This is a genomic window from Aporhodopirellula aestuarii, from assembly GCF_023701485.1.
In the GTDB taxonomy this organism is placed as follows: domain Bacteria; phylum Planctomycetota; class Planctomycetia; order Pirellulales; family Pirellulaceae; genus Rhodopirellula; species Rhodopirellula aestuarii.
The window spans coordinates 14,449-40,088 of the sequence record NZ_JAMQBK010000008.1; the positions used below are offsets into that span (position 1 = coordinate 14,449).

The window sequence follows — 25,640 nt, forward strand, 5'->3', positions numbered from 1 at the left end:
AATCTGCGACCTTTCTTGTTCCGAACAGCCCTCTATGGCGGCAATGGCAATTTATCAGAAGCTATTTCAAAAACTGATGCAATCCGCGGCGAATGAACTCGCCAAGGGTGAACGCGGGATGTTCGGAAAGGCGCCCGCGGGTGACGGTCGGGAATCATCGGGGCGTGAGCGGGCGGCCACCACGGCGGCTAAGAATTGGGCGTTTCGTCGTCGACTCGTTGGCGGCGTGGCATCGATTTTGCTAATCGGTGCGGCGATCGGACACTTCAGCGGCGCGGTCGCCCAGTGGACCGGATCGGTGTCGACGAGCCAGTTCTTGCTGGCGGCGATGACCCGAATCGGGTTGGTGCTCGGAGCGATGTGGCTGGCTTGGGATTCGTTGCGAAAGCCGGTGCGGTGGCTGCCTCCCGGGCTCGCCGTGCTGGGCGTGATCGCAATCGTAATGGTCGCCGCTCAACCCAAACTGATTATCGCGATCCTACCGATGTTCGGCTTTGTCGCTGTTCTGACGTCTGTGCTGAGGGTGTTCCGCCGCGAAGGATAATGACCGCGAACACGGATCACACATTGTCGCGGCTTAGGTGGCCACAGCGACCGTTAGATATTCGTTATGATGGGACGTTGTGCACTAATTGCCGCGTGGTCGTTCGGTTGACGGCCGGGGCGGGTTAGGTCGCAACTCTTCAATCTTGTCCCATAAAACGATAAGGAAGTCCTATGAGTAGGTACCTCGAAAACGTCAAAAAGTACGTCGACTCGCCTAATGAAACGGCTGTGGAGGCGTTGGTCGGACATTTGGGCCTGGCGTTGGATAGTCACGATTCGTCGATGGTGGCGGCGACGGATCCCGATGAACTGGCCCGGATCAAGAGCGGCTATTGCTCCACAACGCTCGACCTGACGCCCGAAGAGGCCGAAAAGGCCATTACTGCGGTTTGCGAAAAGATGGCTGGCGACACCGCGAAATGTCGTGTGACGTTTTATTATCTGCTGGCCGATGTGAGTGGTTCCATGCACCGATTGGCTGCGTAGGCCCTCTAAATCGTATTTTCAGATTGGGGCTGTGAAATGAAGTGCCTGCGGAGGCACTTTAGCGAATTTGGGATGAAATGAACGCCGATGCGAGACGAGAGGGCGGACCTTTGCCCGCCTCCCGTATTCTCCATTTTGTTCCTTTAGGTCCACCGTGATGTCGCAGCGCCCCCAGACGCCATCGGTTGCTTCCCCGTCCGCTCCACCCAAGATCCGCCCTCGCCGCGTTGCCCCACGCGACGATTCGCTAGCGGAACCGACCGCGACAAACGCGTTGCTGTTGTCAGAGGGTGGGGCGGTCCATCGGGTCGATTCGTCTCGTGGGACGCATTCGAGTCGTGGTGCGGCGCGAGATGCGAACGAAGATCGTGGCGACGCGCCGGTCGAAATGGCCGTGCGTTTGATCAGCGAAACGGCTCACGACTTGCGCTCTCCGTTGGCCAGCGTTGCGGCGACGATGGAATTGATCCGCGACGGGCAATTGGGCCAAGTCACGTCGATGCAATCTGATGTGTTGCAGGCGGCGTTGAAGCAGTGTGATTATCTCAATGCTCTCGTCGGCGAAATGTTGCACGCCGACGGACTCATCGGCGGAACGACCACGCTGCATCGCCGTGTCGTCAGGCGGAGTGACATTCGGACGATGGTCAGTGATGCGACTGCCGCGGTTTTGGCGACCAAACGCATCGAGCTGTTGTTTGACGGTATGGAAGGCGACGCGGCAGCCATCTTTGTTGACCCGATGTTGTTGTGTCGGTTGTTGGTCAATCTGGTCGTAAACGCCGAACGGGCGTCTGGTGAGGACACCACCATTCTGATTAAAGCTCACGATGAGAACGAATTGGGCGTGGTTCGTTGGTCGGTCGTCGATTGCGGCGGTGGCATGTCGGGTGAGCGGCTACGGCAATTGGCAGATCGGGATGCGGTATCCAAACGCTCCTCCCGTGACTTCCATGACCGAGGTGCCGGAACGGGCCTGGGGCTGATGATTTGTCGGCAACTCGCCACACTGCATTACTCCGATCTGAAGATTCGGTCACGCGTTGGTAGCGGAACGGATGTGATGTTCGAGACGCCGCTGGCCCACCCCACGGCGGTCGCGACGGCGTATGCACGGTTCCGCAATCAGTTGTTTGGCCCGACCATGCGGCCGACCGCGACGACGCCAAGCTCATTCGACTCGGACTCATCGGGGCGGGCGGACGCGTCGTCCTCCTGGGAAGAAGTCTCGCTCGGTTTTGTTGGCAGCGGCCCGCGGCGAGATAGTCGAGTCGCGATCGGTGCGACCACGATCACGGGAGAGAAATCCGCGGCCGTTATCGATACGTTTGACCGTCTGTTGCAGAGTCGACTGGGACGGTTCGAGATGAGTTATCGAACCACGCGGCGGACCTGGGTGTGGGTGCTCGATGCTGATCATCGCAGCGCCGCGGAACGATTGCGGCAAATGGAACGGTCGGTCGGCAAACAGCTCGAAAACGTCGAGATCGTCTGGAGTGAACCGACGATCGTGCCGGTGGGACATCGTTCATTGCAGAGCTTGTTGATCGACCGGATGACGACGCAAGCGTTGTCAGCGGCAACGTCAGAGATCTTTGGAGGAAGCGTCGATCGGGATACGGTCCGCCCCGGTACCAATCCGATTGTGGCGACACCGGTCGCCGCAACACGTCTAGACCAGGAACTCCGGCGACTGACGGTCAGAATGAAACAGAACTCCGAGCGGTTGAAGTCGCAATCTGCCTCGATTCGCCCGCCAGTGCGCTGAGGTCCGTACGTCGATCCGCATCGCAATTGCTCTCAAACGTGCCACCCGCTCCACCGGGATTTCAGTTATCGTGGTCTTTGATCGAGAAGGTATCGAATATGATTCGTGACACTTTCCATTGGAGACCGGCATGTCACGTAAGAAGAACACCGTATTTAGGATTGGCGTTTCTGTTGTCGCGATAGCGGTGGTGGGGGTTGGGGCACTTGTGTGCGTGGCGCAGTTCCGGTTCCGGGCTGCCCAAACCGGCGAGAGTGTTTCGTTCGAACACGACGGTGTGGAACGAGAATACCGAATCCATGTTCCCGAAAAAATTCCACCGGGCCAAGATGTTCCGCTCGTGGTTTGTCTGCACGGAGGCGGTGGCAACTCGCGGACGGCGTCGATGATGGGGCTGACCCCGGTTGCCGATCGTGAGGGGTTCATTGTCGTGTACCCCAACGCGATCGACAAACATTGGAACGACGGCCGCGATTCGCCGATGTATGCCGAACATGACGAAGCGATCGATGACGTCGCGTTTGTAATGGAAGTAATCAGGCGTGTCGGTGAGGAACACGCCATCGATCGCAATCGAATCTTCGCGACCGGGTTGTCCAACGGCGGTTTCATGACCCAACGTTTGGCGATCGAGCATTCAGAAACCTTTGCGGCAGTCGGCGTCGTCATTGCAACGATGGGCGAACCGATAAGCGAACGGTTTGTACCCAAATTGCCCGTCTCAGTCCTTTATCTCAATGGGACCAAGGACACCTTCGTTCCCTACGAAGGTGGGCCGGTGGGAATGCCGCTGGTGCACCGTTTCAATCAAGTCGAAGGGCATGAAGACGCACCGAGAGGGCGAGCAATCTCAACCGATGACGCCGTATTGAAGTGGGTGACACGCAATCAGACCGATACCGAGCCAATCGTTAAGCGGCTCGCTGACACCGACAAAGAGGACGGTTCCTACATCGAAAGTAGTCTTTGGGACAACGGAGAACGTGGCACCGCGGTCATGCTCTACAAGGTCGTCGGCGGTGGTCATGGCCTCCCCGGTGGATCCCAATACCTTCCCGCCCGATTGATCGGCTATGCCAATCAGGACGTCGATGGCTTTGATCTGATTTGGGACTTCTTCCAAAATCACGCACGCATACCTGTCGCGGTCGGCGATGAACCCAACCCCGGTGTAGCACCGGCTGTTCCCGGTGTGGACTCATCCTCAACGCAGAAGCCTCCGTCGGTCTTCCCCGGCGATACTTGGCAGACCGTGGATCCTGAGACGATCGGAGTCGATGCGAAGGCGCTCGATGCGGCGCTCGACTTCGGCATGCGGCGTCAATCGTCCAGCATCGTGATCGTGGTCGGCGGGAAGGTGGTGGCGCAGCGTCACGCGGCAGTGACATCGCCCGGGTTAGCCTATCGACGCGCTCTTCAAGGGGTGACCGACGAAGGGCATGCGCTCGAAGACGTGGCGTCGGTGCAAAAAAGCATCACTAGCATCTTGATGGGGATCGCACTGAGCCGGGGCTTGTTGCAGTTGGACGACCCGGTGGACCAATACCTGGGAAAAGGGTGGTCCAAGACGGCGTCCGAACAGGAATCCGCGATCACGCTGCGGCACCTGATCACGATGACAACGGGGTTGGACGAACGATTGAATTTCCGATCGCCGCCCGGCACGCAGTGGAAATACAACACGAAGGCGTATCAGTTGACAATGGATGTCATTGTTGAGGTAGCGGGAATGTCACGTGCTGAACTGACACGGCGGTGGCTGACTGACCCGCTGAAAATGCATGAATCGGAATGGGTTGCTCGTCAAAGCATTCTGGGATCGACCAACAGTCACGGATTTGTGACGTCCGCTCTCGATCTCGCCCGCGTGGGTTTGCTGATCCTCAATCATGGTCAGTGGGACGGTCGGGACATCGTTAACAACAAGGCATATTTGTCTGCGGCGACGTCGCCTTCTCAAGCTTTGAATCCGTCGTACGGTTATCTCTGGTGGCTCAACGGGCAGCAGTTTGTGATCCATCCGTCGAAGGGGAAGCTGCCGCGACCGTTGATCGAAAACGCACCGAGCGATCTGGTCGCCGCCGAGGGGATGCTCGGTAGGAAACTGCACGTGGTGCCGTCGATGCAACTCATCGTCACGCGGTTGGGCGACAGTCCCGAGGTGCGAGGTGAGGCCGGGTTTGATGACGAGTTTTGGCGACTATTGATGAAAGCGTTCTAGTCGTCCAAGGAATGCGAATATCTCTCGTGCGGACGAAGATGAGTTCGCTGTCTTAATCCTCACATTCACACCGACCGGTATGTCGCGTTGTGATTGCCGGTGTGTGCGGTTGGAAACGCGTGCCCGCCGAGTGGATCCGTGACCCAGGATTCCAAGAGCGAAGTTCTTCGCTCTGAAATTGTGAGTCAGTTGGATTACGGAAACGATAGTGATGAAGTGCGAATCTTGCGGTGCACCGGTGATGAGTTTGGGGCGTTCGGGACGCTATTTTTGTGATTATTGCGACACCGAAGCGGTCGTCACTCCGCTCGACGAGTCGCTTGATGGGCTCGTGTTGACGGGGACGTTTTCGGAGACTCCGTGCCTCACGTGCGGCGACACGCATCTCGAGATCGGTTCGCTCGACCGGCATGCGATCAAGGGCTGCCGGCGCTGCCAAGGCATTCTGATATCGCGATCGTCGTTCGCGTTGCTCGTGCATGAGCGGCGAGCCGCGTACGGAGGGGCGGACATCACGCCCGAGTTCGATCCTGCACTCGATGGACCGCGTGATCATCACTCCCGATTAATGTGCCCAAACTGTTGCGTTCCGATGGATTCTTTCTTTTATGCGGGCCCCGGTCGCGTCGCGATTGACTCCTGTGACCGCTGTGAACGGGTATGGTTGGATTGTGGTGAAATCACCGCAATCACCGAAGCCCCGGGGCGACGCTAGGACAGTATCGCCCAATTTTGTGGCGGGATGTGATCCGCTGTGTGTGGGGCAACGGCAACGCGTTGTCAGCCGTTTTGGATTCGGAACGCGAGTTGTTGCAGCTCGCTAGCGAGGTCCACATTGATCACGGCCACCGAGGACGAAACCCGCAGCGTCGTGGGTGCGAAATTCAAAATGCCTTGGATGCCTAACGCGACGACACGCGACGCGACGTCCATCGCCTGTTCGCTCGGTACGGCGAGAATCGCCAGTTCGGGTTTGAGCTCGCGTAAAACCGGCTCAAGTTGATCCATCGCGAGGATTCGCGTATCGCCTACAACGCGGTTGATCTTGGACGGATCGGTATCAAAAGCGGCGGCGAGCGAAAACCCGAGGCGTTCAAAACCGCGGTATCTCAACAGGGCGTTGCCGAGGTAGCCGACTCCGATCATGACCGCCTTCCAGTGCACGCCGCTGCCCAGAACCATGCCGATGTGGTCGGCCAGCGAGGCGACGTCGTATCCGACCCCCCGCCGACCGATTGATCCGATCGAGCTGAGATCACGGCGAACGACGGCGGCCGAGACATTGACCATCGCGGCCAAATCTCGGCTGTTGGTCGACGTTTGGCCGGCATCGAGCAGGCGGTGCAGCTCTCGGTAATAAAGGCTCAGACGCCCCACTGCCGGTGTAGAAAGATCCGCCCGAGCGACGTTGGGTGGTTCGCCATCGGTAGGGTTTAGTGGCGGTTTGGGCGGCATCATCAAGCGATTCTCCCCGAATCAATGCGGCATAATCGATACAGGTGTTGTACGTGTAACGGACAGCAAATTCACACAACCTAGCCATCCTATTTTGCCTGGACGGTCACGTTTACGTGTTCAACGGTTACTCCGTAGACGATTAAGTCTGTGCATCGGAATCGCTTTCGCTATCCCGCAAGCTTTGTGCATGCGTTACTGGCGAGTGATTGCTACTCGACCCTCCCGCTCTTGTCAGCGACCGAACGGCTTTAGTGTGGCTGACGGACTCCACGCCGACAAGAGAGTTATCGGGGACGCGACACGGCACCTGCCGCTGACGCAACACAGGGAACGGGCTGGTGAAATTTGGTTTCGATCGAAAAGGGCTATGCCGGGGGGTTCCGGCGGCCAGTGGAAAGCTATGTCTTACGACGCTCGAAGCGTTGTTCCAAGAGAGGATTATGATATGAAAAGGTTGTGGTTATTGCCCGCCCTCGCGATCATTGCGATCGTATCGGGCGCCAATGCTGCTCACGCTGCGTATAGCAGCGCGATCAGCTATCAAGGCTGTAGTAGCTGTGGTGGCGGCGGAACGGTTGTTAGCGGTGACTCGGTTGTCACAGCAGCTCCCGAAGCCGTCGTTAGCGAAGGTTCAGCTGCCGGCAGCGGATCTTACACCGTGATGCGAACCGTTCGCGAAACCGTGATGGAGCAAGTCCAAGAGACTCGCACTCGCGTTCGCAACGAAACGTATTACGAAGATCAAGTCGTTAACCGCGTGCGGATGGTTCCTGAAACTGTTCAACGCGAAGTTCAGTACACGGTCATGGTGCCGACGTACGAAACACGCGAAAAAACGATCAACTACACGGTCAACAAACCTGTGTACGAAACTCGCACGCGAGTGATCAATTACACGGTTAAAAAACCAGTGTACGAAACACGTCAAAAGACGATCAACTACACCGTTTGCAAGCCTGTTTACGAACAGCACGAACGCGTGATCAACTACACGGTCAAGAAGCCCGTGTATGAGACTCGTCAACGGACGATCAACTACACCGTCAACAAACCAGTGTACGAAACTCGTCAAAAGACGATCAACTACACCGTGATGGTGCCAGTGTACGAAACACGTACACGCAACATCAACTACACGGTTTACAACACCGTGCGGGAAGAAAAAGTTCGTACTGAGAACTACACCGTTCGCGTTCCCCAAACGTACACCAAGACCGTCACGGTCAACGGTGGCCATTGGGACACGGTTACGGAAACCGTTCCTGGTCCGATGATTCGTCGTACCGTGCGTGAGCCCGGCACTTCGTACTTCGACCCTGCGACCTGCAAGACCGTGTACTGCCCAGGCAAGTGCCGCGTTGAGTGTGTCCAAGGTTGCCCAAAGACGATCTGCAAGAAAGTTTGGGTTCCTACCTGTGAGCAAAAAGAAGTTTGCTGCACCAAGTACGTAACGGAATGCCGCACCCGCGAAATTCCTTACACCGTGTGCCGTAAGGTTCCTGAGTGCCGCACCAAGGTTTGCGAATACAAAGTTTGCAAGATGGTTCCTGAGTGCCGCACAAAGACCTGCAACTACACCGTTTGCAAGATGGTTCCTGAGTGCCACACGAAGGTTTGCGAGTACAAAGTCTGCACGATGGTTTGCGAAAACCGTCAGAAGGTTTGCAAGTACACGACCTGCAAGATGGTACCTGAGTGCCGCACGAAGGTCTGCAACTACACCGTCTGCAAGATGGTTTGCGAAAACCGTCAAAAGACTTGCAACTACACCGTTTGCAAGATGGTTCCTGAATGCCGCACCAAGGTTTGCACCTACAAGGTCTGCAAAATGGTTCCTGAGTGCCGCACCAAGACCGTTTGCCACACCGTGTGCCGCAAAGAGTGCTACCAAGAAACGATCAAGGTTGCTAAGTGCCGCAAAGTTTGCGAGCCTTACACCGTGACCAAGTGTGTTCCACGAGTAATCTGCCGTCAAGTTCCTGTCACCGTCTGCTGCCCAGCTCCTTGCTGCAGTGCACCAGCTTGCTGCGAACCTTGCGACACTTGCGGTTCGTCTTCAGACTGTGGCTGCTGCGATGCAGCTCCAGCTTGCGGATGTGCCGATGCTTGCTGCGAGCCAGCTCCTTGCTGTGCACCTAAGAAGCCATGCTGCCTGAAAGGCTTGTTCGACAAGCTGTTCAGCAAGCCAGCTGCTTGTGGTTGCGGATGCGAAGTTGTTGAGCCTTGCTGCGACGTTGCACCAGCTTGCGGTTGCTAATCACGAATCCTCACGGATTTCAGCTTAGCGAAGTGAAATAGGACGCTTTCCACGCTGCCACCTTTTTCCCCACAACGAATCTCGCCGACCGTGCTTGCTCGGACAACTCAACGAACAACGAGCAGCCGGCGGCGGATTCACCGGGGGAACTAAGGCAGCGACGAAAGGGCGTCTCCAATCCAAATCGGGGTCGAGTTTCTTTGAACAAGGAACTCGCCCCGTTTTTTTTTGCGCATTGAACCGAATTCTGGCCGTCACTGCCGACCGGATGCCGCCCCAAAAGTGTAGGCGGTGGGACCGAGTAAGAATCCCACCAACAGACACCACGCCAATACCGCCTGCGAATAGGTCGGCCCGTCCGGAAAGACCGGAGGCCCGTCACGCAGCATCACGATCATCGCGTCGTTCGCCGACGTTAGATCAAAATCTTCGATCGACATCGCAACGGCAAACTCGAAAAAGTGGCGATGAAGATATCGCGTGGAAACGATGTAGGCGAATCGATCTTTCGAATCGATGACCTCTCCGTCGCGATGCACGACCCAGACGGTTGTGGTTCGCTCCGGACTCCAAGTCTCGTCCGCTAACGGGTCGGCGAAGTAAGTTCTTTGGTATTTTCTGGGGTTCCCGGTAACGCTCTTGGCACCGAAGTCGTGTTTGGGAGAACCGTTCGTCAGCTCGATCATCCCGCTTGACATTGTTCGATCCACCTCCGAGATCTTCATCGGACCGAGCGTCGGGCCGTCGGCAAAGAGCGGCACCGAAGAGGACTCCTGCATGGAAGCGATGGTCAGCCCAGGGGTGAGCAGACAGGCAATCAGTCCGGCGACAACGAGTGCGGAAACCATTCGCTTGAAAAAACGTCCTCGTGAGGAGAGGTCACGACGTGGGAAACACGCCAGCCATTTCGCGAATTGACTCAGTACCGCGCATTCAATGAAAAGAAAGCCGATCGCAAATGCAATCAGCCGGCCCTGGGACGCTGTGGTCGAGGTGATCGCCAACCAGCCCACGTAGAACAGCAGTTGAAACGATATCAGGATGAGCCAGATAGATTTCCAGTTGGCCAACCAGCGTGGTGTCCGCGACGGATGATCTGTCGATGAAACGCGTGGCCCGTCGATGCTGATATTATTTGCGCGGTCGTGAGTGTCGGAGGAGGAATGGGTCACATTGGAGGCTTCATGACTACGGTGCGGTGTCGGCCAACATCGTCGCGAGCTTAAAATTGCCGATCGTGCTGGGTTTTGCCGTCGAGGGCGTTTGCTGACCCTCGGTGAGCTTCTGCACGCGGTTGCTAATCTGTTGGTCAAGTTCGATGAGATTGATGTAGCCGTCGCCATCGATGTCGCTCGAGGTTTCGGTCATCCCGTCGATGATGGCGCGTGTGAAGGCGCCGTGTCCCCAAATATCCGACTCCATGCTGAGTTGTCGCGGCATGCTGCTGGCAAACAGAACCGCGCCGATTTCATCCGACACAATATCACTCCATGGTTCGTCACCGAATGAACGCGTTGCACCGAGTGCACCGGTTGCAGCGCCCGAGTGACAGGTGTCGGCAAACAGCAAAACTTTGCAGGGGAGGTCCTGAATCAACTGCACAATTTCGCTGTAGGGCAACGCGGTCGACCGAAGACGTTTGGGGTCCATTTCGTGCGTGCAAAAGTAGTATTTGTTACGGGTGTCCATTGTCGCGTGCCCGGCAATGAAGACCATGGCGAGATCACGTTGGGTCACCGAGCGGACCAGCCAGTCCATTCCGTCGAGGATTTCCGTCCGGTTAGCGTGTTCGTCCACCAGGATCTTCGCTTGGACCTCGCGGTAGAACGGTCCTTGCTGTGGCTCCCAAAGCTTCGCAAAAGACGTTGCATCAATGGACGGATACTTCAAATCGAATTCTTCTTTGGCGTATTTGGAAACGCCGATCGACAAGATGAACAATCTTGGTTGCAATTCTCCTGAGGCGAGCTGACGTGCTGTGCAGGTCACGTTAACCGTTCGACGTGGGCTCGATGCGGCTTCATTGGTCGCGATGAATGAGAGTTCGTTTTCGCCCGGATTGAGTTTGACACGTGTTGTCAAAACGACCTTTCCATCGTCGAGTCGTTGGACGTTGTCCATTGTTCCGGTCGGGCGGCCGCCTGAGAGCACGATAATCTCGTGCACCCGCAAGTTATTTTGCGGCGCGGCGGTGATGACCAACTCGATTTCCCGTTTGTTGGTTTTGCCCGATTCAGGAATGCCCTCGATACGCAGTCTCGGTGGCAAAATTTCATTGAACGACGCCGGTTCTCTGAGGTCGGGAGCCGGCTCACGACTGATGTTTGAGGCGAGATTGGCATCGCTGGTCGCATCGGGAATCGATGTCGCGTTATCGCCCGGTGCCGGCGTGGTGGTCGCGGGACGCCCGAGGATTTCGCGGACGCGTTCTTGGATCAGGTCGGGGCGAAGCAGTTTGCGACGCAACGAATCGGCGGCAAAAAACTCGGCCGTTTGGTCAAAGTCGCGGTTGCGTTGCCAACCAATCAAACGGCTGGCACTCGGTGACGCGTCGAAGAACCCCTCCGGCGTGAATAAGATCCAGTCGTCTCGCGATGTCGAAAGAAAGCTCAGCACGGGTGAAACGGAGCGAATGAAATGGTCGTCGTATGCGGCGTAGGAGGTTTTCACCACTTCGCCGTTCTCGCGAGTGACCAGCAAAGGACTGCCCGGAACGACGTCGGCTTCAAAACCGTATTCGCTGTTGGACCGACGACTGAATAGCATCGGTTCGAGACCGTTGACGGCGGTAATCACATCGCCGACCCGCAGTCCGCCGGCGGCTTTCGCATCGCGGATTTCGATGATCTCGATTTTGTCGGAGTCGTCGGCGTAGTCAAACACGAACGGAGTTTGGAACCCTTTCTGGGGTGTCAAATCGGAGTTGCGATAAATCCGCACGATCCCATCAGACCACGCCGTGACGAGGTGTCGAAGGTCTTTGGTTGATGTGATGTCGGTAGCAATCGCCTCACACTCTCCCGACAACATGGCGATGATGCTGGTATTCGAAGGGTGGGTTGACCCAAGCGTTTCTGCTTGCAGAAAACTCGTCCCGCCATACAGAATCAGAGCCTCGTCCGCTGGCCCCGGTTGAAGGTGCCAACTAAAAACCATACTGCCTTGCGGTTCGGTTTTTAGGATGGACTTGGTGGGTGTTTTGAGTTGCAAGCGATAGTATCCATCCTCCGTTTTAGTTTGGTGGACCGACAGATCGACTGGTGCGGGAAGCGACGTGATTGGTTCTTGGAATTGCCCGTTGCTCGAATCAACGAATTGTCGTTTGACGAGATCGAAAGCTTGATCGATGTCTGCATAGTCGTTTTGCCGCCACGCCGATCCGGTGTGAGTTCGATGTCCAAAGCCGAGCAAACCCGAGTCGACGTCGAGCGACGCGGCATAAAGAGGTCGTAACGTCGGTTGCTTGTAAAACAGTCGCTTGCCGGTCGCCACATCGATGACTTGGAAGTTGCCCAACGCATCACCGATCGCCAGCCGTTTGCAATCGGTCGAAATGTCCAGGGCGGTAACTTCCCAGCTCACACGTTTGTAAGTGCGGAAAGGTGTGAGTGAATCGCCACGATACAAATCGACTTGATAGCGTGCCGCGCCGCTGCTTCCGACCGTGACCGCAACCGCGGCGAGTCGGCTTCGCACGTCCGCGTCGAACCAAACCAGTTCGCTATCGGTCGCTTCTGCTCGGGACGACGTATGTTTGTACAAGCGGCTGAGCCACTGCGTGTCACTACCGACCGCGCCGGGTACCCACCTTTTTCCAGCGACGTCGAGCGTTCGGTCTCCCAAGGCATCGTATGCGTAGCGATCCGAACCATAGAAGGTCGCCGCCCCCGTGGTTTCATCGGATGAGTCGATGTCTTCGAAAACAATGGGATCCACCTCCTCTCCGACGGGGTTCTCGATGAACCCATAAAGTGTCTGCTGGTACACCGTCTCGGTGGTGTAGTCGTCAGGATCGTCGTTGATGTATTCTTCGAAATAGGTTTGCGTAATGAAGTGGTTGCCATCGCCTGAGAAATCGAGTGAGTAGCCACCGCGGGCGTACTCCATTTCGGCGCCTGTGTACCCGAAGGTCGTGGTGTAATCATCCGTGCGGCAGCAACGCACGTAGCTACCGCGGGTCGTTTCGATGCCGATCAACAACCAAGTGCCCCCGGGGCTGTAGGCGACGTCGTAGATGCCCCCCGAGTTCGTGTCGATCGCACCACGGATTTTTGTCACGAGATGATCGTTCTCAATATCCCAGATTTGAATCTCGTTGGCGCATGCGACCGCGATGTGTTTGCCGTCGGGATGAAAGCCGATGTCCATGATGAGGCTTGAGAATCCATCGAGATTCGTCACCAGCCGAGGCAGCTCGGTGATCGGCCCCGCAGGGACGGCATCGAAGCGTTCTTCTTCGAAGCGTATTTTGTCAATCTTTTCCTTTTTCGAAGAGCCGAAATCGAGATCGGACTGCGCCGTTGCGATCGCCTTTTCCTCGTCGGCCGTTGCGAGTCGGTCGTGCCAGAGGCCAGCCGAAAAAAGGATCAGCATGAAGGTGAGGAGGCAAATTGGCTGTCGGATGGTCGCGTTGGAGTGTCCGGTACGTGGCATCGCGTGGCTCATTGGTTTGAAAAGTGGCCTCTCGGTGAGTCAGCCCCCTGTAGGAAATCGTAGTCTCGGCACGAGAGGGGCGTCAACGATTTCATACCTCATCCATGAAATGCGTTTTCGGAGCGGACAGCGGACATCTTCGCACCGATGCGATCGGCGACCATCTCGCTCGGTCATGATTACCCGCAACGTTGTCTCGACTCCGAGTCGGAGGAGCTACGCGGGCGAATCGCCGGAATTGGGTCGTGGTTCCGAATCGCTCTCGGTACGCAGGCGGATGCCACGTCGGGTGGCGCGTTCTTCCCAGCGTTTTCTTGCGTAGGATTGCATGTCGACTTGCTCGTCTGATTCGTCGACGATCTCGAGACCGAGCAGGGTTTCAACCAAATCTTCGAGCGTGACGAGTCCCACGACGCTGCCGTACTGATCACTGACCATCGCCATGTGAAACCGTCCTTCGAGCAGCATTTCGAGCAACGTTGGCAGTGGCGTGCTGGCCTGGACCGTTTTGAGTGGGCGTGCGAATTCGTTTAGTTTCCGATCCGCTTCCCCATTCGCGCGGGCGAGCAGCAGGTCGTTTTTCAAAACGAAGCCGGTCACCTCGTCAAGTTTTTGATGGAAGATTGGGATCCGTGATACCGGCAAGTCTTCCGTGGAATCGAATACCTCGGCAACGGTCATGTCGTCCCGGAAAGCGATCACAACGACTCTCGGCGTCATGATATCGTTGGCGCACAATTCGGGTAGTTTGAGCAGCGACCGAAATACTCGGGATTCGTGATCCTCGAGCACACCTTGCTGCACACCGATTTCCGCCATCGCGGACAACTCATCTCGCGTGAGTGCATGAGTCGCGTGGCCGCCGGAGAGTAACTTGGTCAGGATTTCGCTTAACCAAACGAGTGGATACAGAACCCAGATCAACCACTCAACCGACAAGGCGATCGATGGGCCGAGTCGCCGCCAATGCAAGGCACCAATTGTCTTGGGGATGATTTCGCTAAAGACGAGGATCAGCAACGTCATCACCGCACTCGCGATGCCGACTGCGTGCTCGCCGTACATGCCTTGGCCGTACACCACGGCGGCTTGGGCACCGACGCCCGCCGCACCGATCGTATGAGCGATCGTGTTTAGGCTCAGGATGGCGGCGAGTGGACGATCCACATTGGCCTTCAACCGTTTAAGCCGCTCGGCCGCTTTGGGGTTGGTGTTGCGGAGCGTCGCGATGAAGGAGGGAGTGATCGATAACAGGACCGCCTCGGCGACGCTGCAATAAAACGAAAACCCGATTGCCGCGATGAGATACGTCAGCAGTAGAAACATAAATAACCCAATATCCCCCGGTTTCCGCTACCGCCGTCGAGAAGGCTTGCGTGGTAGCAAGTGACGACGACAGTGTAGCAGGAAAGGGTTTCGGTGGTGACCGTGGGTCAGGCCGCCATGCGGGCTTGCTCGCTCGCGGTCGGTTCGGGTGTGTCCATTTCAGCACGGGATGCTTCTTGGGCGATTACCTCTTCGGCCAGCGATTGGTAGTCAATCGCTCCGTTACTTTCGGCCGAGTAGTCGAAGATCGATTTACCGAAACTCGGTGCCTCGGCCAGACGAATGTTTCGACGGATACGGGTGTCAAAGAAGCGAGCGTTGCGGAAGAATTCCCGCGAGTCTTTCGACACAGTGAAGAATTCGTCGATGTCCGTGCTGACTTCCGCAGCCAAGCGGGTGTTCGAGTCGTACATACACAACACCACGCCCGACAGACGCAAGCGGCTGTTCATGCGACGTGAAACGACTTCAATCGTTCGCAACAGCTTGCTCAATCCGTGCAAGGCGAGGAAGTGTGGTTGCAGTGGCAGAAAGACTTCGCTGACCGCGACGAGTGCGTTGATGGTCAACACACCCAAACTTGGTGGACAGTCGAGGATCAGGTAGTCGAAATCTTCGGTGTCGTCGGCGAGTTTGTCGCTGAGGATCATCTCGCGACCGACTTCGCAGGCGAGTTCCATTTCGGCGGCAGCGAGGTCGAGATTCGAGGGCACGACGAACAGGTTCTCGTCGACTTGTTGACGGGCGTCGGCAATCGATGCGTCGCCACAAAGCACCTCGTACATGGTCGCTTCACCGTCGATTGCGGTGATTCCGAGATGCAGAGAAGCGTGAGCTTGCGGGTCCAAATCCATCACGCAAACACGCCGTCCGGCGCGAGCGAGTGCAGCGGCCAGGTTGACGCTGCTGGTTGTTTTTCCCACGCCGCCTTTTTGATTGATAACAGCGATCGAACGCATGACAATTCTCCGATTTGAGGGCTGGCTTGATGGACAGAGCCGGTGGTGTGGTGGGAGGTCTATGAAACCGATGAGTGTCGGAGCGATTGATAGGCTAGTAGCACCTCGTACAGGTCCGCGTCGATTTTCACGCAGTCGTCGGCAAAGTCGGTCAGCCAAGTGCGGTTGGTCGCCGCCGCGTCGATCAACAAACGAGTGATCTGTGCGAGCGGGATGGAAACCGTTTTGGGCTGGGCCGTACCCGCTACTCGGTCAATCTCCAATTCACGAACAAATGAGTGGTTCTTGATTCGAGCGGGTTGCGTTTTCACGGCGATTCAATCTTTCGGCTATTACGAGGCGTATTCGCTCGGTACTCCCGAGAGGAGTCATCCTTCGGTCGGTACGTTGCTGTTTAGCAAGGCATGACGATTCAACGCCAGAGCGTCCTGCCAAGGAAGTATCGACTTTGACGATTGGGGGACTTAATTCGATTTTGCCGATTCTTCCTGTTTATGGGGAAATGCCGTTCTGGCCCGCTAGGCTTGGCTTGAGGGGCCGAATTCCACCGGCGAGGTGCCGTCCTCGCTGTGAGCTGGCATTTTGCCTAGAATTAATTTAAGGAAGGGGAATGATGCGTTCCGCAAACCAGCTCGCCGTCGAAACTATTTTCACGAAATTTTGACGTCCCGAGAAAAACGAATTCCCCGCCCGTCTGGGGAACGTACAATGGTCCCCAATGGATCAATGATGCCATCCGAACCCATTCCCGCTGACGACCTGCCGAAAAAGGATCCGCCCGTGCGTGTTCCAGGCTCGGACCGTCCTCCGTTGTCACCGACCAGCGACAATGGGCGGTTTGTGACAGGGGCGGGTGGGCAAAGTGAGACGATGAGCGAGAGTGGTTTGGGCCGGTCGCCTGAGTCAGCTCCCGATGCGGTCTTCGATGACGCGGAACCGTCACCCACGGACCTCGATCCGTCCGCCGACGATACCGAAGAGTCGGAGGCCGGTGGCGAGGATCGATCGGAGGAGGAATATTCCTTTGACGACATCGCTGTCGATGAGATGGTCCGCGATCTCGAGCTCGAAGCCGAAGTGGAATCGCTCGATGTCTTTGACGAACAGCCGATTGGTGCTAGCGAAGATGACTTTGCGCTGATCGGCGTTCGTAATCTGGAATGGCGGCTCTCCGTGATCCGTGTCGCCGCCCACCGCAGTGCCGACGCGATCGCTGCCAGTCAACTCGTCGAGCCTTCGGACGACAAGGAAGAGAGGCTGGCGCAGATCGTTCTATCGACTTACCGATTGATCGACCCTCGGTTTCGAGGCAGTTATTTTCAACAGGTTCGCGTTGGGCGGTTGATGCCGCTCGTGTTGCAGCAGGCTGCATGCATCGACTACACGCCCTCAACGGTGCAAACTCGCCGCCGGATCGCACGGCAAAATCATGTGCGATTGTTTGGGCATCCGTTTCCGGTTCAGAACGGATCGCGAGCACGTAAGAAAAAGCGTCGACGACACTGGCAGGAAGACACGCTTTCCGGGCGTGCTGAAGCCCTGGAGGTGCTCGCCGAATTGCGTGCACGCTCGACCACCGCGATCGTGCGACGCTGGCTTCATGACACACGGTTTCTGGCCGGCATGATTTTCGTCATCGCTTCGACGACGATTGGTTTAGGTCTGTTTGCCGCCCGTCGGAATTTAACGGGGCCACGACCGTTGATCGATCAAGCGGTAGGCTCGGCGGGCGGTGAGACGATGGTCGCTTCGATGGCCGATGCTCAGACGCCTAGTGTTCTTTCGGCGTCGGACGATGAAGATGACTTCCTGCCCGTCGAACCGATGGAATCGGAAGCGTTGGAGTTGACCGACTATGCAATGCCGCATGCGGAAGATCTGAGTCCCGAAATCACCAATCCCGGTATGACGACGGATGAGCTCATGGCCTCGCTCGCCGAGGCCGCGAACGAATCCACGATCGTTCTTCCAGAGGTGGCAACTTTTAGTCACGAATTGCCCGAAGTGGCGCCGATCACGGACATCGCGATGCCGTCGACTGAGCTGCCGAAGCGGACTGCCGAAGATTCGTATGACCCGTTTGCCGAACCGGGCGAAACCGTTGCCGCCGCTTTGGAGATGTCAGGCGTTCCAAAGCCTAGTGGCGGTCGCCCACGCGACAGGATGCCCGAATCTCCGTCTCCCAAGCTGCCAAAACATTCGCCCGCAGACGTTGCCGCAGCGGCATCCGAATTGTGGGCGGAAACGGAATCGGCAGCACGGCGATTCACTCAGTCCTCGATCGCGGACCTGATCGAACAATGGGAATTGGTTGCCGAAATCGCCGGCCCCGATTCACTCGAGAGTGCCGCCGCGAGGCATCTGATTTTGCAAGCCGCGTGGCTGGAGCAGCCGCTTTCGAGCATCGTCGCGTTCCTGCGTAAGGCAGACGCGGGCCAAGCGATTCGTTTTGCTGACGTGTCGTTGATGGATTCCGACCTCAAGAACACCGCCAATCTCGACGTCGATGAGATTAAGGTAATGCTCGAGTCTTGGCGATCGTCACTGAGACGCGTTGTCGCCTCCAACGATATCGAACGAATGCTCGAGCAAGCCAACGTGTTGCTCGATCGCATCGTCGTGAGCGACCAGTTGGTGGCTTCCAAACGCAGCGATGTGCTGTTGTCGTTTCGTACGGACGTCGAACGGTTGGTGAAAATTGTCAGTGACAAAGAAACGCTCGCCGAGACCAACTATTTGTTAACGGCGATCGATAGCCTTCCCAACGCGACGGAGTGGGCGCGTTTGCAAGCTGCCGACAAACCGTCTGGTTTATTGGGCTCGATCTACTGTTTGCATCAACGCCGTTGGGAAGAGGGCATCGTCTGGTTGGGGCAGTCCAGCAATCTTGTCGTTGCCGCCTGTGCGAAGGCGGAGTGTGAGTTGCGTCAATCCGGCGACCCGGTCGATGGCCATGCTGAATGGATCGCACTCGCGGAGCGATGGGTGAAAGTAGCCCAGCGACTTGAGGGGCGAGAAGCGGCCGCCATCCGGCTGCACGCTCTTGAGATTCTTGGCACTGCAACAACCACGCTTGAAAAACGCAAAGAGCTGATTGCATTGCTGCCCAAGTATCTGCAGATCGAGCTTCCGGAAAATTGAGGTCGCGGTTTCTTGAAACCGAAACCGGACGCATGGCAACCATCGGCTGGCAATAGAGTGCTTTTAAAAGCGACCCGGGAACATCAGTTCAGCTGACGTGGGTCGCCTGCGTGCTGCGTGAATCTCCGGCGTGCTGGTTGAACCTTTGACGCACTGATAGAGTCTCTGAAGTTCCATTTGTTGCTTCGATTCTCGCGCTAGCACCAGATTTGCTGCCGCTGCGTCTATCTTTGAAAAGTCCCTCTCTTGCTCCGTGACACCCAACGTTCTGCTGATCTGGAATCATCGGGCAATCAATCGTCCGTCGATCGTGTTGGGTTGGTCTGTGCGATCGCCGCACACACGATGTGGGGTTTGTTTCCGATCTATTGGCGTCAGATCGAAGGTGCGGATTCGCTCGAGTTGGCATGTCATCGAATCGTTTGGTCGTTTGTCACGCTGCTAATTGTGCTTCCCGTTTTGTTGCGGATGGGGTGGTGGGGTGGTTGGCGCGTCATCGCAAAGAGTCTTCGCGACAAACGCGTGTGGATGCTTTACGGCGTCGCGGCGATCATGATCGGCATCAACTGGCTGGCGTTCTTGTGGGCGGTGAATCACGGTCGCGTGCTTGAGGCGTCGCTCGGGTATTACATCAACCCGCTTTTCAGCGTCGTGCTCGGGGTCACCGTTCTGGGTGAACGGTTGGGGATCTGGCAATGGGGAGCCGTCGCGATCGCGACCGTCGGTGTCAGCGTGATGGCGATGGGCAGTGGTGGGATTCCGTGGGTATCTCTCGCGATGGCGGGATCGTTTGCGATCTATGGTTTGGTCAAGAAAAAGGTTTATCTTCCTGTGCTCGTCGGTTTGATGATGGAGGTTTCCATCCTGTTGCTGCCCGCGGCGATCTATCTCGGGTTGCGGGTCAACGCTGGTGTCAGCGCGTTACAGTTCGGTTCCCCGATGGTGACGAGCATGTTGTTGATGGCCGGTTTTATCACGATCGCACCGTTAGCGCTTTTTGCCGTGGCGGTACGGCGGGTGGATTTGTCGCTGATCGGAATCTTGCAATACGTTGGTCCGACGCTGCAGTTTCTTGTCGGCGCGGTTTTGTACAGCGAACCGCTCGACCGAACCCGCATGATCGGATTCGCATTCGTGTGGGTGGCTCTGGTGATCTTTGTGACCGCCACCCACCGCTCATCAAAAAAGGCCTCCGCGAATCGAGTCGCGGAGGCCAAGAAGGCGGCGTTGTTAGCCGAATAGAATGTCAGGAGCTCTTGCCGAACTCCGCACGTGATCAAGACATGGCGTCGACGTAGGCGCCGATCACGGAGGCCTGGTCGCCGCAGTGTGAGAACGAGATTGCATCAAAGCTGCGGAAGCCGTCGAGGGCTCGTTGGTAGAACGCCTTTTTCACCTTGGCGAGATACCGATCGCGAACATTTGGAGCAAGGTCGCAGACACCGCCGCCGATCACGAGGTCGTCAAAGTCTCCGATGTACTGAATCATCAGCAAGGCGACGCCGAGTGCAGTAGCTTGGTCGTCAAAAAGCTCCAACGCGAGTTCATCGCCATCCGCCGCAAGTTCACGCAGGCGTTTGGCACGATCCTTGGCGGTTCCATCGACCTGGTGCAGGGAGTGTTTTTTCCACTGATCGAGTTCCAATCGATAGGCGAGTTGGTGAGTCAACGCCGTCAGTGAAACAGCGGACTCGACAGTCGAAAAAGCGTTGCCGACCTGGAGTTCTTGATCGTGTTGGTAGCGGAACACATCCACGGGAAGCATGATGTGTCCGGCGTGTCCGGCGCGACCTTCGCTGCCCCTGACGACTTCGCGATTGCGAACTTCGCCACCACCTAATCCCGTCCCGACGGCGACCATGAACAACGAGTTCAAATCCGCTTCGGGATCCTGGATGTTGATGTTCCAACGGTTTGCGATTTCCGATTTGACTTGGATATCGCCGCGACGCACGGCAAATTCCCCGAGCGCTGCGGCTTGGCCGTCACCGAGGTAGCGTACCGAAAGTTCACCGCCGTCAATTTTCGCATCGACGCGATCATCTTTGCGGGCTTCTTCACGAAGCTTTTTCTCGAGCAGTTCGCGAACCGGGCAGTTGTTCCACTCGGGGTGTTTGAGGTTCGGCGTCGACAGGAGGACGCCTTCGCAGGTCGCCGGGCCTGGGGTTGCGATCGTGACCATTTTCACGTCGCTGAGTTGTTTTCCGTTGCTGCCAAGTACCCGGACGATTTCGGCGGCGATATCCGCGATGGTCGCTGACGGTCCTTCGTCGCTGCGAGTCGGGAATTGTGGCGTGATCTCGATCAGTTGCCCGTTTCCGTCGCCCACACAAACCGTCGAGGTCGTTCCCCCGACGTCCACACCAATGTAAATCCCCACGCGCACTGATCTCCGTTATTGCGGCCGTTTAGCCAAGAAATGGAACCAGCCAGAAGGTTAGCGGTTCGGCGGGAGATTTCTAGAGGGAGCAAGGGGGTTAAAGGGTGACCCATCCAGGGCGGCTCGGTCGTGTTCCTCTGAGACGATGCGTCGATTGCAGCGCGGGCATCCAGAGCAATGGTTCACTGACGGCGATCAATGCTGATGGATCGATCGGTTTGAACAGGCACCGTGTCGCCGCCGTTAGTTTTTCGGTCTTCTTTTCCAGCCCCGCCCATTTCGATTCTGCTAGCAGGATTGCGGGCAATTCAGGGAATTGTTCTCGGATCTTTTTGAGTGTGTTGAGCACTAAGTGCACGTTATTGCCGACATCCCAAACGATCAGCTCGACGTTACCGTGTTTGGCCGACGGGTTTGCCGCGTGCATGCCCGGGTTCGGTTGGTCGACTCGGACGGGCTCGATCGCCCGTGCGACTTCGCCCGCGATTTCTTCCACGTCCGACAACAGTGTTTCAGCGCTCGGTGGCCTTGGCATTCCACAGGCACGCATGACGGCGTCTGCGGTACGTGCGCAGATGCATCGCATTCCGGCGTGATGCAGAATCCCGGCCGTCGTGAGCAGCGAGAGCGGCTTTTCGTCGGCGACCACCACCGTCGCATGGGTTGCTGAATTCGAGGGCGGTTGCGGGATCGCGGGTGACGATTCGGCAGAAGAATCGGGAGGTTGTGGATTCATGGCTGACGCGATCATTTCGGTGGGGACGCGAACACGAGTATTTTGCCGATAGCAAAAAGATTCCTGTCACCGCAAGGCCGATGTCGAAGATTTTGTGGACCCACAAACGCAACGTGAGATCCGCTATCTTATGCTCGGACGTTCACACGCTATTTACTCTTTGGTGCTTTCCCCATGGCTGCTGATTCATCTGGCGACGGATCTCCTTCGAAACCGCTGCAAGGACAACGTGCTGTTATCTCGGGCAGTTCGCTGGGGATAGGTCGCGGGATCGCGATTTCGCTCGCCCGGGCGGGGGCGGACGTGACGATCAACTATCGTTCTCACGGAGAGTCGGCGGAGCAGGTCGCCGAAGAGTGCCGCCGTCACGGGGTGGAGGCACATCTCGTTGAGGCTGACATGGCCGACGTCGGCGCCGTCGAACGATTGGTGGACGAAGCGGCGCTGCGAATGGGAGGTCTTGATATCGTTGTCAGCAACGCGGCCTACAGCGACCGGCATTTGATGTTGGAGTCGGATCTCAACGAAATCCGCAAAACGATCGACGTCAGCATGTGGGGTGCCTTTCATCTCGTTCGCTGTGGCGCAAGAAAAATGGTCGACGCGGGAGCGGGTGGCAATATTGTTGTCATCAGCAGCCCAATGGCCAAAATCGCGATGCCCGGGGCGATGGCTTACAACATGGCCAAAGCCGCCAGCGACCAGATGGCACGGACCGCGGCGGTGGAACTGGCGTCGCATCGGATTCGCGTCAATGTGGTGCATCCGGGCTGGATCGACACGCCCGGTGAACGGAAGTTTTTCACCGAAGAAAAATTGCAGGAAGAGGCGTTGAAGTTGCCATGGGGACGCCTCGGTCGTCCCGACGAAATCGGCCGTGGGGTGGTGTTCCTTTGTGATCCGGCGAGCGAGTACATCACGGGCTCGACCCTGACCATCGACGGCGGGATTCAGTTGCCATTTGGCGACATGTTCCGCGTCGAAGAAACCCGTCGGATGGAAGCTGAAGCCGAGAAACGGTGAATGGATCTGACGTTTTGCGGGCGGGGCCGGGCTGCCTGCTCAGATCGCTCGCATTTTCGTATCCCCATTTCGAATCCTGCATCTAGATTGGCCTTGGAACCTGGGAAGCGTTTTTGGTAACCACGCTGGTTGTGGCAAGTCGGCTTGCTGCCGTTTTCCTTTCTTCCCATTCTCGGAACCTCCCCATGGCGTCCGAAAAACGTATCGCGACTCGTTTGCGTGCATTTATGACACCGACATCCGCCTCCGGTCGACATCGAACTTCTCAATGTCTCGGCAGAGCCCTGCTGATGAGCTTGTGCGCGGCCGGATTGGCATGCGCGACAACCGGGTGCAAAGATGGACCACTGTACGCGCTCAAGCACGCGAACCCGTACTTTCCAATGCGTCAGTGGGCGCGAGATGAGGAGATTGGTGTCACCGACCACCAACGCCGCCAAGAATTACAGTCGCTCGCTGAGACGATGCCGAGCCTGCCACCGGACCGCCAACAATATTGGTCAGGGCACTTGGAACAAATTTTTGAGAACGACGAAAGCGCCGAGATGCGTCGCCTCGCCGTGCTCGCGGCCGGGAAATCGTCGGATCCCGGTGTTTTGAAATTGATCGAAAAAGGCCTCTCCGACGACGTGATCAAGGTCCGGATGGAGGCTTGTCGGGCGTTGGGTAATCGCACCGAAGATGACGCCGCGCGGTTGCTCGCAACGACGATCGGATCATCGCAGGACAAAGACGTCCGGCACGCGGCGATCGCGGCACTGGCACAGCATCCTGGGCAGATTGCTGCCGATTCACTCAAACTCGCCCTCCAAGACCGCGATCCGGCCACACAAAGTCTCGTTATCGGATCGCTTCGGCGTAGTACCGGGAAAGACTTTGGGAACGATCCTGAAACCTGGATCGCCGCTCTTGACGGCAAGGACGTCGATGAGAAACCGGCCGGCGGATTTCGTTCGTTCTTCTAAAACGTACGGCTCTCGCCGCAAGCGTCTTCGCCCAACAGGGCGATGCACCTAAACGATCGTGATCGGACGCTCCGTCACGTCTTTGCGGCCATCATTACATCGCCCGCGGCTCGCTCTATGTTGGCGTGCCCGCGTGGTTGGCGAAGCCGATCGCGTTGTTCCGGTGTGATTTCACTACACGTGACAGGTGCAACAGCCCGCGGGGCGTCCTGTTGCTGGTCCGCGATTTCTGAATCCCGCGGGTCGCAGGGGGGAGGCAACGGGTGCCATGATTCGACGAGCTCGATTATGATGCCGCCGCAACTTGTAAATAACGCGTCCGATTCCCCTCATAATTCCCGCACTGAACATGTCTTCACCGCGTGCTGCTCGCGATTCTTCCCGCACCAATGTCGCTATTTTGGGGATGGGAACCGTCGGGGCCGGTGTCGCCCGATTGCTGATCGACCACGGCGACCGCACCGCCCGCCACGCCGGCAAAACCATCTGGTTGTCCAAGGCCGTTGTCCGTGACCTCAAAAAACCACGCGGCATTGATCTGCCCGACGGTGTGCTGACCGACTCGATCGACGAGGTGCTCAACGATCCCGAAATCGATGTGGTGGTGCAGTTGATGGGCGGGCTCAGTCCGGCTCGCGAAGTCATGCTGCGGGCGATGGAAGCGGGCAAAGACATCGTCACGGCGAACAAGGCGTTATTGGCCGAGCACGGTGGAGAACTGTTTACCCGGGCCCGACAGCTTGGACGGAGTATCGCGTTCGAAGCAGCGGTTGCCGGTGGCGTCCCGATTATCGCCAACGTCAGCCAATGTTTGTCGGCGAATCAAATTTTATCGCTCGAGGGGATCCTCAACGGCACCAGCAACTTCATCGTTTCCCAAATGGACGAAAAAGGTGCCGGCTACGCAGAAACGGTCAAGATCGCCCAGGAACTCGGCTACGCAGAAGCCGATCCGGCGATGGATGTCGACGGCACCGATGCGGCCCAGAAGCTCGCAATTCTTTCGCATCTCGCGTTTGGTGCGACCGTGGATTGGCGTGACATCCCACGTAGCGGAATTGACAATCTCGATCCGGCGGACCTGCGATACGCCTCGCAACTCGGATACCGGATCAAGTTGCTTGCGATTGCGAGATTGATCGACGGCGAATTGGAATTGTCGGTCGGTCCCACCTTGGTACGCAAAGGCACGCCGATGGCTGAGGTGCGTGATGCGTACAACGCGATTCGAGTCGTCGGCGATGCTGTGGGGCCCGTCTTCTACCATGGTCTTGGTGCTGGCCAGATGCCGACCGCTTCGGCGGTCGTTGCGGATGTCATCGATACCGCCGTCGGTCGCACGCCGATCACATTCCAAACGCTTGAGTACTTTTCAGAAGATCGCCCCGCTCGGGCTGTCCAGCGAGACGTCGCGAAACTGCGCGGTCGGTATTACTTGCGGCTCCACGTTGCCAACCACCCGGGCACGCTCGCAGCGATCACCGGCGTGCTGGCCGAGCACAAGATTTCAATCGCCTCGGTGATGCAGCACGAAGAGCATGAGGATGAAGTCAGCCGCAGCACGAGCGACGCCGATTCGAACTACGTGCCCTTGGTGATCATGACCCACGAAGCAAGCGAAGGCGCCGCGGCGGAAGCCACCAAGGCGATCTCGGCGCTGAAGTCAGTCGCTGGACGTGCTGTTCGCATGCCCGTTCGCGGTTAGACACCCCAGCTTGCGG

General features: G+C 57.3%; 19 protein-coding genes. 11 read left to right on the forward strand and 8 right to left on the reverse strand.

The features are described from left to right. Window positions 1–43: 43 nt before the first annotated feature. From NB063_RS01620 to NB063_RS01640, 5 genes are all read left to right on the forward strand, one after another. Complete coding sequence (locus NB063_RS01620) at window positions 44–544, forward strand: hypothetical protein (RefSeq protein WP_250926987.1); 501 nt, start codon at window positions 44–46, stop codon at window positions 542–544. A 173-nt stretch (window positions 545–717) separates the two neighbouring features. After that, the gene (locus NB063_RS01625) at window positions 718–1,032 is read left to right on the forward strand and encodes a DUF2853 family protein (RefSeq protein ID WP_250926988.1); all 315 of its coding nucleotides are present in this window, start codon (window positions 718–720) and stop codon (window positions 1,030–1,032) included. Window positions 1,033–1,189: 157 nt separating this feature from the next. Continuing rightward, window positions 1,190–2,800: a sensor histidine kinase gene (locus NB063_RS01630; RefSeq protein WP_250926989.1), complete on the forward strand. Its 1,611-nt coding sequence runs from the start codon at window positions 1,190–1,192 to the stop codon at window positions 2,798–2,800. Between the two features lie 130 nt (window positions 2,801–2,930). Next, entirely contained in the window at window positions 2,931–5,021 is a 2,091-nt protein-coding gene (locus NB063_RS01635; RefSeq protein ID WP_250926990.1) for a serine hydrolase, read from the forward strand. Window positions 5,022–5,232: 211 nt separating this feature from the next. Then, window positions 5,233–5,736, forward strand: coding sequence for a zf-TFIIB domain-containing protein (locus tag NB063_RS01640; protein ID WP_250926991.1), 504 nt, complete (start codon window positions 5,233–5,235; stop codon window positions 5,734–5,736). Between the two features lie 65 nt (window positions 5,737–5,801). On the opposite strand, the gene NB063_RS01645 is transcribed toward NB063_RS01640, so the two are convergent. Further along, window positions 5,802–6,479 (reverse strand): redox-sensing transcriptional repressor Rex, encoded by a 678-nt coding sequence (locus NB063_RS01645; RefSeq protein WP_250926992.1) that lies wholly within the window; start codon window positions 6,477–6,479, stop codon window positions 5,802–5,804. Window positions 6,480–6,924: 445 nt separating this feature from the next. On the opposite strand from NB063_RS01645, the gene NB063_RS01650 reads away from it, so the two are divergent. Next, entirely contained in the window at window positions 6,925–8,736 is a 1,812-nt protein-coding gene (locus tag NB063_RS01650) for a hypothetical protein (protein WP_250926993.1), read from the forward strand. Window positions 8,737–8,990: 254 nt separating this feature from the next. Here the strand turns inward: NB063_RS01650 and NB063_RS01655 are convergent, their stop codons facing one another. The 5 genes from NB063_RS01655 to NB063_RS01675 form a co-directional block, all read right to left on the reverse strand. Continuing rightward, the gene (locus NB063_RS01655) at window positions 8,991–9,908 is read right to left on the reverse strand and encodes a hypothetical protein (protein WP_250926994.1); all 918 of its coding nucleotides are present in this window, start codon (window positions 9,906–9,908) and stop codon (window positions 8,991–8,993) included. Window positions 9,909–9,924: 16 nt separating this feature from the next. Then, complete coding sequence (locus NB063_RS01660) at window positions 9,925–13,389, reverse strand: caspase family protein (protein ID WP_250926995.1); 3,465 nt, start codon at window positions 13,387–13,389, stop codon at window positions 9,925–9,927. A 216-nt stretch (window positions 13,390–13,605) separates the two neighbouring features. Further along, window positions 13,606–14,715, reverse strand: coding sequence for a CNNM domain-containing protein (locus tag NB063_RS01665; RefSeq protein ID WP_250926996.1), 1,110 nt, complete (start codon window positions 14,713–14,715; stop codon window positions 13,606–13,608). A 107-nt stretch (window positions 14,716–14,822) separates the two neighbouring features. Further along, window positions 14,823–15,674: a ParA family protein gene (locus NB063_RS01670; RefSeq protein ID WP_250926997.1), complete on the reverse strand. Its 852-nt coding sequence runs from the start codon at window positions 15,672–15,674 to the stop codon at window positions 14,823–14,825. A 59-nt stretch (window positions 15,675–15,733) separates the two neighbouring features. Next, window positions 15,734–15,985, reverse strand: a complete 252-nt coding sequence (locus tag NB063_RS01675) for a hypothetical protein (RefSeq protein WP_250926998.1) — start codon at window positions 15,983–15,985, stop codon at window positions 15,734–15,736. A 418-nt stretch (window positions 15,986–16,403) separates the two neighbouring features. Between NB063_RS01675 and NB063_RS01680 the strand changes: the two genes are divergently transcribed. Further along, complete coding sequence (locus NB063_RS01680) at window positions 16,404–18,815, forward strand: hypothetical protein (RefSeq protein ID WP_250926999.1); 2,412 nt, start codon at window positions 16,404–16,406, stop codon at window positions 18,813–18,815. Between the two features lie 276 nt (window positions 18,816–19,091). Continuing rightward, window positions 19,092–20,057 carry an EamA family transporter RarD gene (gene rarD, locus NB063_RS01685; RefSeq protein WP_250927191.1) on the forward strand — a complete coding sequence of 322 codons (966 nt, stop codon included), beginning with the start codon at window positions 19,092–19,094 and terminating at the stop codon, window positions 20,055–20,057. A gap of 34 nt (window positions 20,058–20,091) precedes the next feature. On the opposite strand, the gene NB063_RS32400 is transcribed toward rarD, so the two are convergent. Together NB063_RS32400 and NB063_RS01695 are read right to left on the reverse strand one after the other, a co-directional pair. Beyond that, entirely contained in the window at window positions 20,092–21,195 is a 1,104-nt protein-coding gene (locus tag NB063_RS32400) for an ROK family protein (protein WP_250927000.1), read from the reverse strand. Between the two features lie 97 nt (window positions 21,196–21,292). After that, window positions 21,293–21,931 (reverse strand): hypothetical protein, encoded by a 639-nt coding sequence (locus tag NB063_RS01695; protein ID WP_250927001.1) that lies wholly within the window; start codon window positions 21,929–21,931, stop codon window positions 21,293–21,295. Between the two features lie 174 nt (window positions 21,932–22,105). Here NB063_RS01695 and NB063_RS01700 point away from each other — a divergent pair, with 174 nt between their 5' ends. The 3 genes from NB063_RS01700 (at window position 22,106) to NB063_RS01710 (ending at window position 25,624) form a co-directional block, all read left to right on the forward strand. Then, a complete protein-coding gene (locus NB063_RS01700; RefSeq protein ID WP_250927002.1) occupies window positions 22,106–22,954 on the forward strand; it encodes an SDR family NAD(P)-dependent oxidoreductase in 849 nt (282 codons plus the stop codon). A 290-nt stretch (window positions 22,955–23,244) separates the two neighbouring features. Further along, on the forward strand, window positions 23,245–23,919 hold the full coding sequence (locus tag NB063_RS01705; RefSeq protein WP_250927003.1) for a HEAT repeat domain-containing protein: 675 nt from the start codon (window positions 23,245–23,247) through the stop codon (window positions 23,917–23,919). Between the two features lie 349 nt (window positions 23,920–24,268). Continuing rightward, on the forward strand, window positions 24,269–25,624 hold the full coding sequence (locus NB063_RS01710) for a homoserine dehydrogenase (protein WP_250927004.1): 1,356 nt from the start codon (window positions 24,269–24,271) through the stop codon (window positions 25,622–25,624). Window positions 25,625–25,640 lie beyond the last annotated feature (16 nt).

Bases quoted from the DNA above. Each gene is read 5' to 3' on its own strand.
- NB063_RS01660 (WP_250926995.1), bottom strand. From the start codon at position 13,389: ATGCCACGTACCGGACACTCCAACGCGACCATCCGACAGCCAATTTGC.
- NB063_RS01645 (WP_250926992.1), bottom strand. From the start codon at position 6,479: ATGATGCCGCCCAAACCGCCACTAAACCCTACCGATGGCGAACCACCC.
- NB063_RS01640 (WP_250926991.1), top strand. From the start codon at position 5,233: ATGAAGTGCGAATCTTGCGGTGCACCGGTGATGAGTTTGGGGCGTTCG.
- NB063_RS01630 (WP_250926989.1), top strand. From the start codon at position 1,190: ATGTCGCAGCGCCCCCAGACGCCATCGGTTGCTTCCCCGTCCGCTCCA.
- NB063_RS01710 (WP_250927004.1), top strand. From the start codon at position 24,269: ATGTCTTCACCGCGTGCTGCTCGCGATTCTTCCCGCACCAATGTCGCT.
- NB063_RS01680 (WP_250926999.1), top strand. From the start codon at position 16,404: ATGCCATCCGAACCCATTCCCGCTGACGACCTGCCGAAAAAGGATCCG.
- NB063_RS01635 (WP_250926990.1), top strand. From the start codon at position 2,931: ATGTCACGTAAGAAGAACACCGTATTTAGGATTGGCGTTTCTGTTGTC.
- NB063_RS01705 (WP_250927003.1), top strand. From the start codon at position 23,245: ATGAGCTTGTGCGCGGCCGGATTGGCATGCGCGACAACCGGGTGCAAA.
- NB063_RS01700 (WP_250927002.1), top strand. From the start codon at position 22,106: ATGGCTGCTGATTCATCTGGCGACGGATCTCCTTCGAAACCGCTGCAA.
- NB063_RS01620 (WP_250926987.1), top strand. From the start codon at position 44: ATGGCAATTTATCAGAAGCTATTTCAAAAACTGATGCAATCCGCGGCG.
- NB063_RS01665 (WP_250926996.1), bottom strand. From the start codon at position 14,715: ATGTTTCTACTGCTGACGTATCTCATCGCGGCAATCGGGTTTTCGTTT.
- NB063_RS01695 (WP_250927001.1), bottom strand. From the start codon at position 21,931: ATGAATCCACAACCTCCCGATTCTTCTGCCGAATCGTCACCCGCGATC.
- NB063_RS01670 (WP_250926997.1), bottom strand. From the start codon at position 15,674: ATGCGTTCGATCGCTGTTATCAATCAAAAAGGCGGCGTGGGAAAAACA.
- NB063_RS01625 (WP_250926988.1), top strand. From the start codon at position 718: ATGAGTAGGTACCTCGAAAACGTCAAAAAGTACGTCGACTCGCCTAAT.
- NB063_RS01650 (WP_250926993.1), top strand. From the start codon at position 6,925: ATGAAAAGGTTGTGGTTATTGCCCGCCCTCGCGATCATTGCGATCGTA.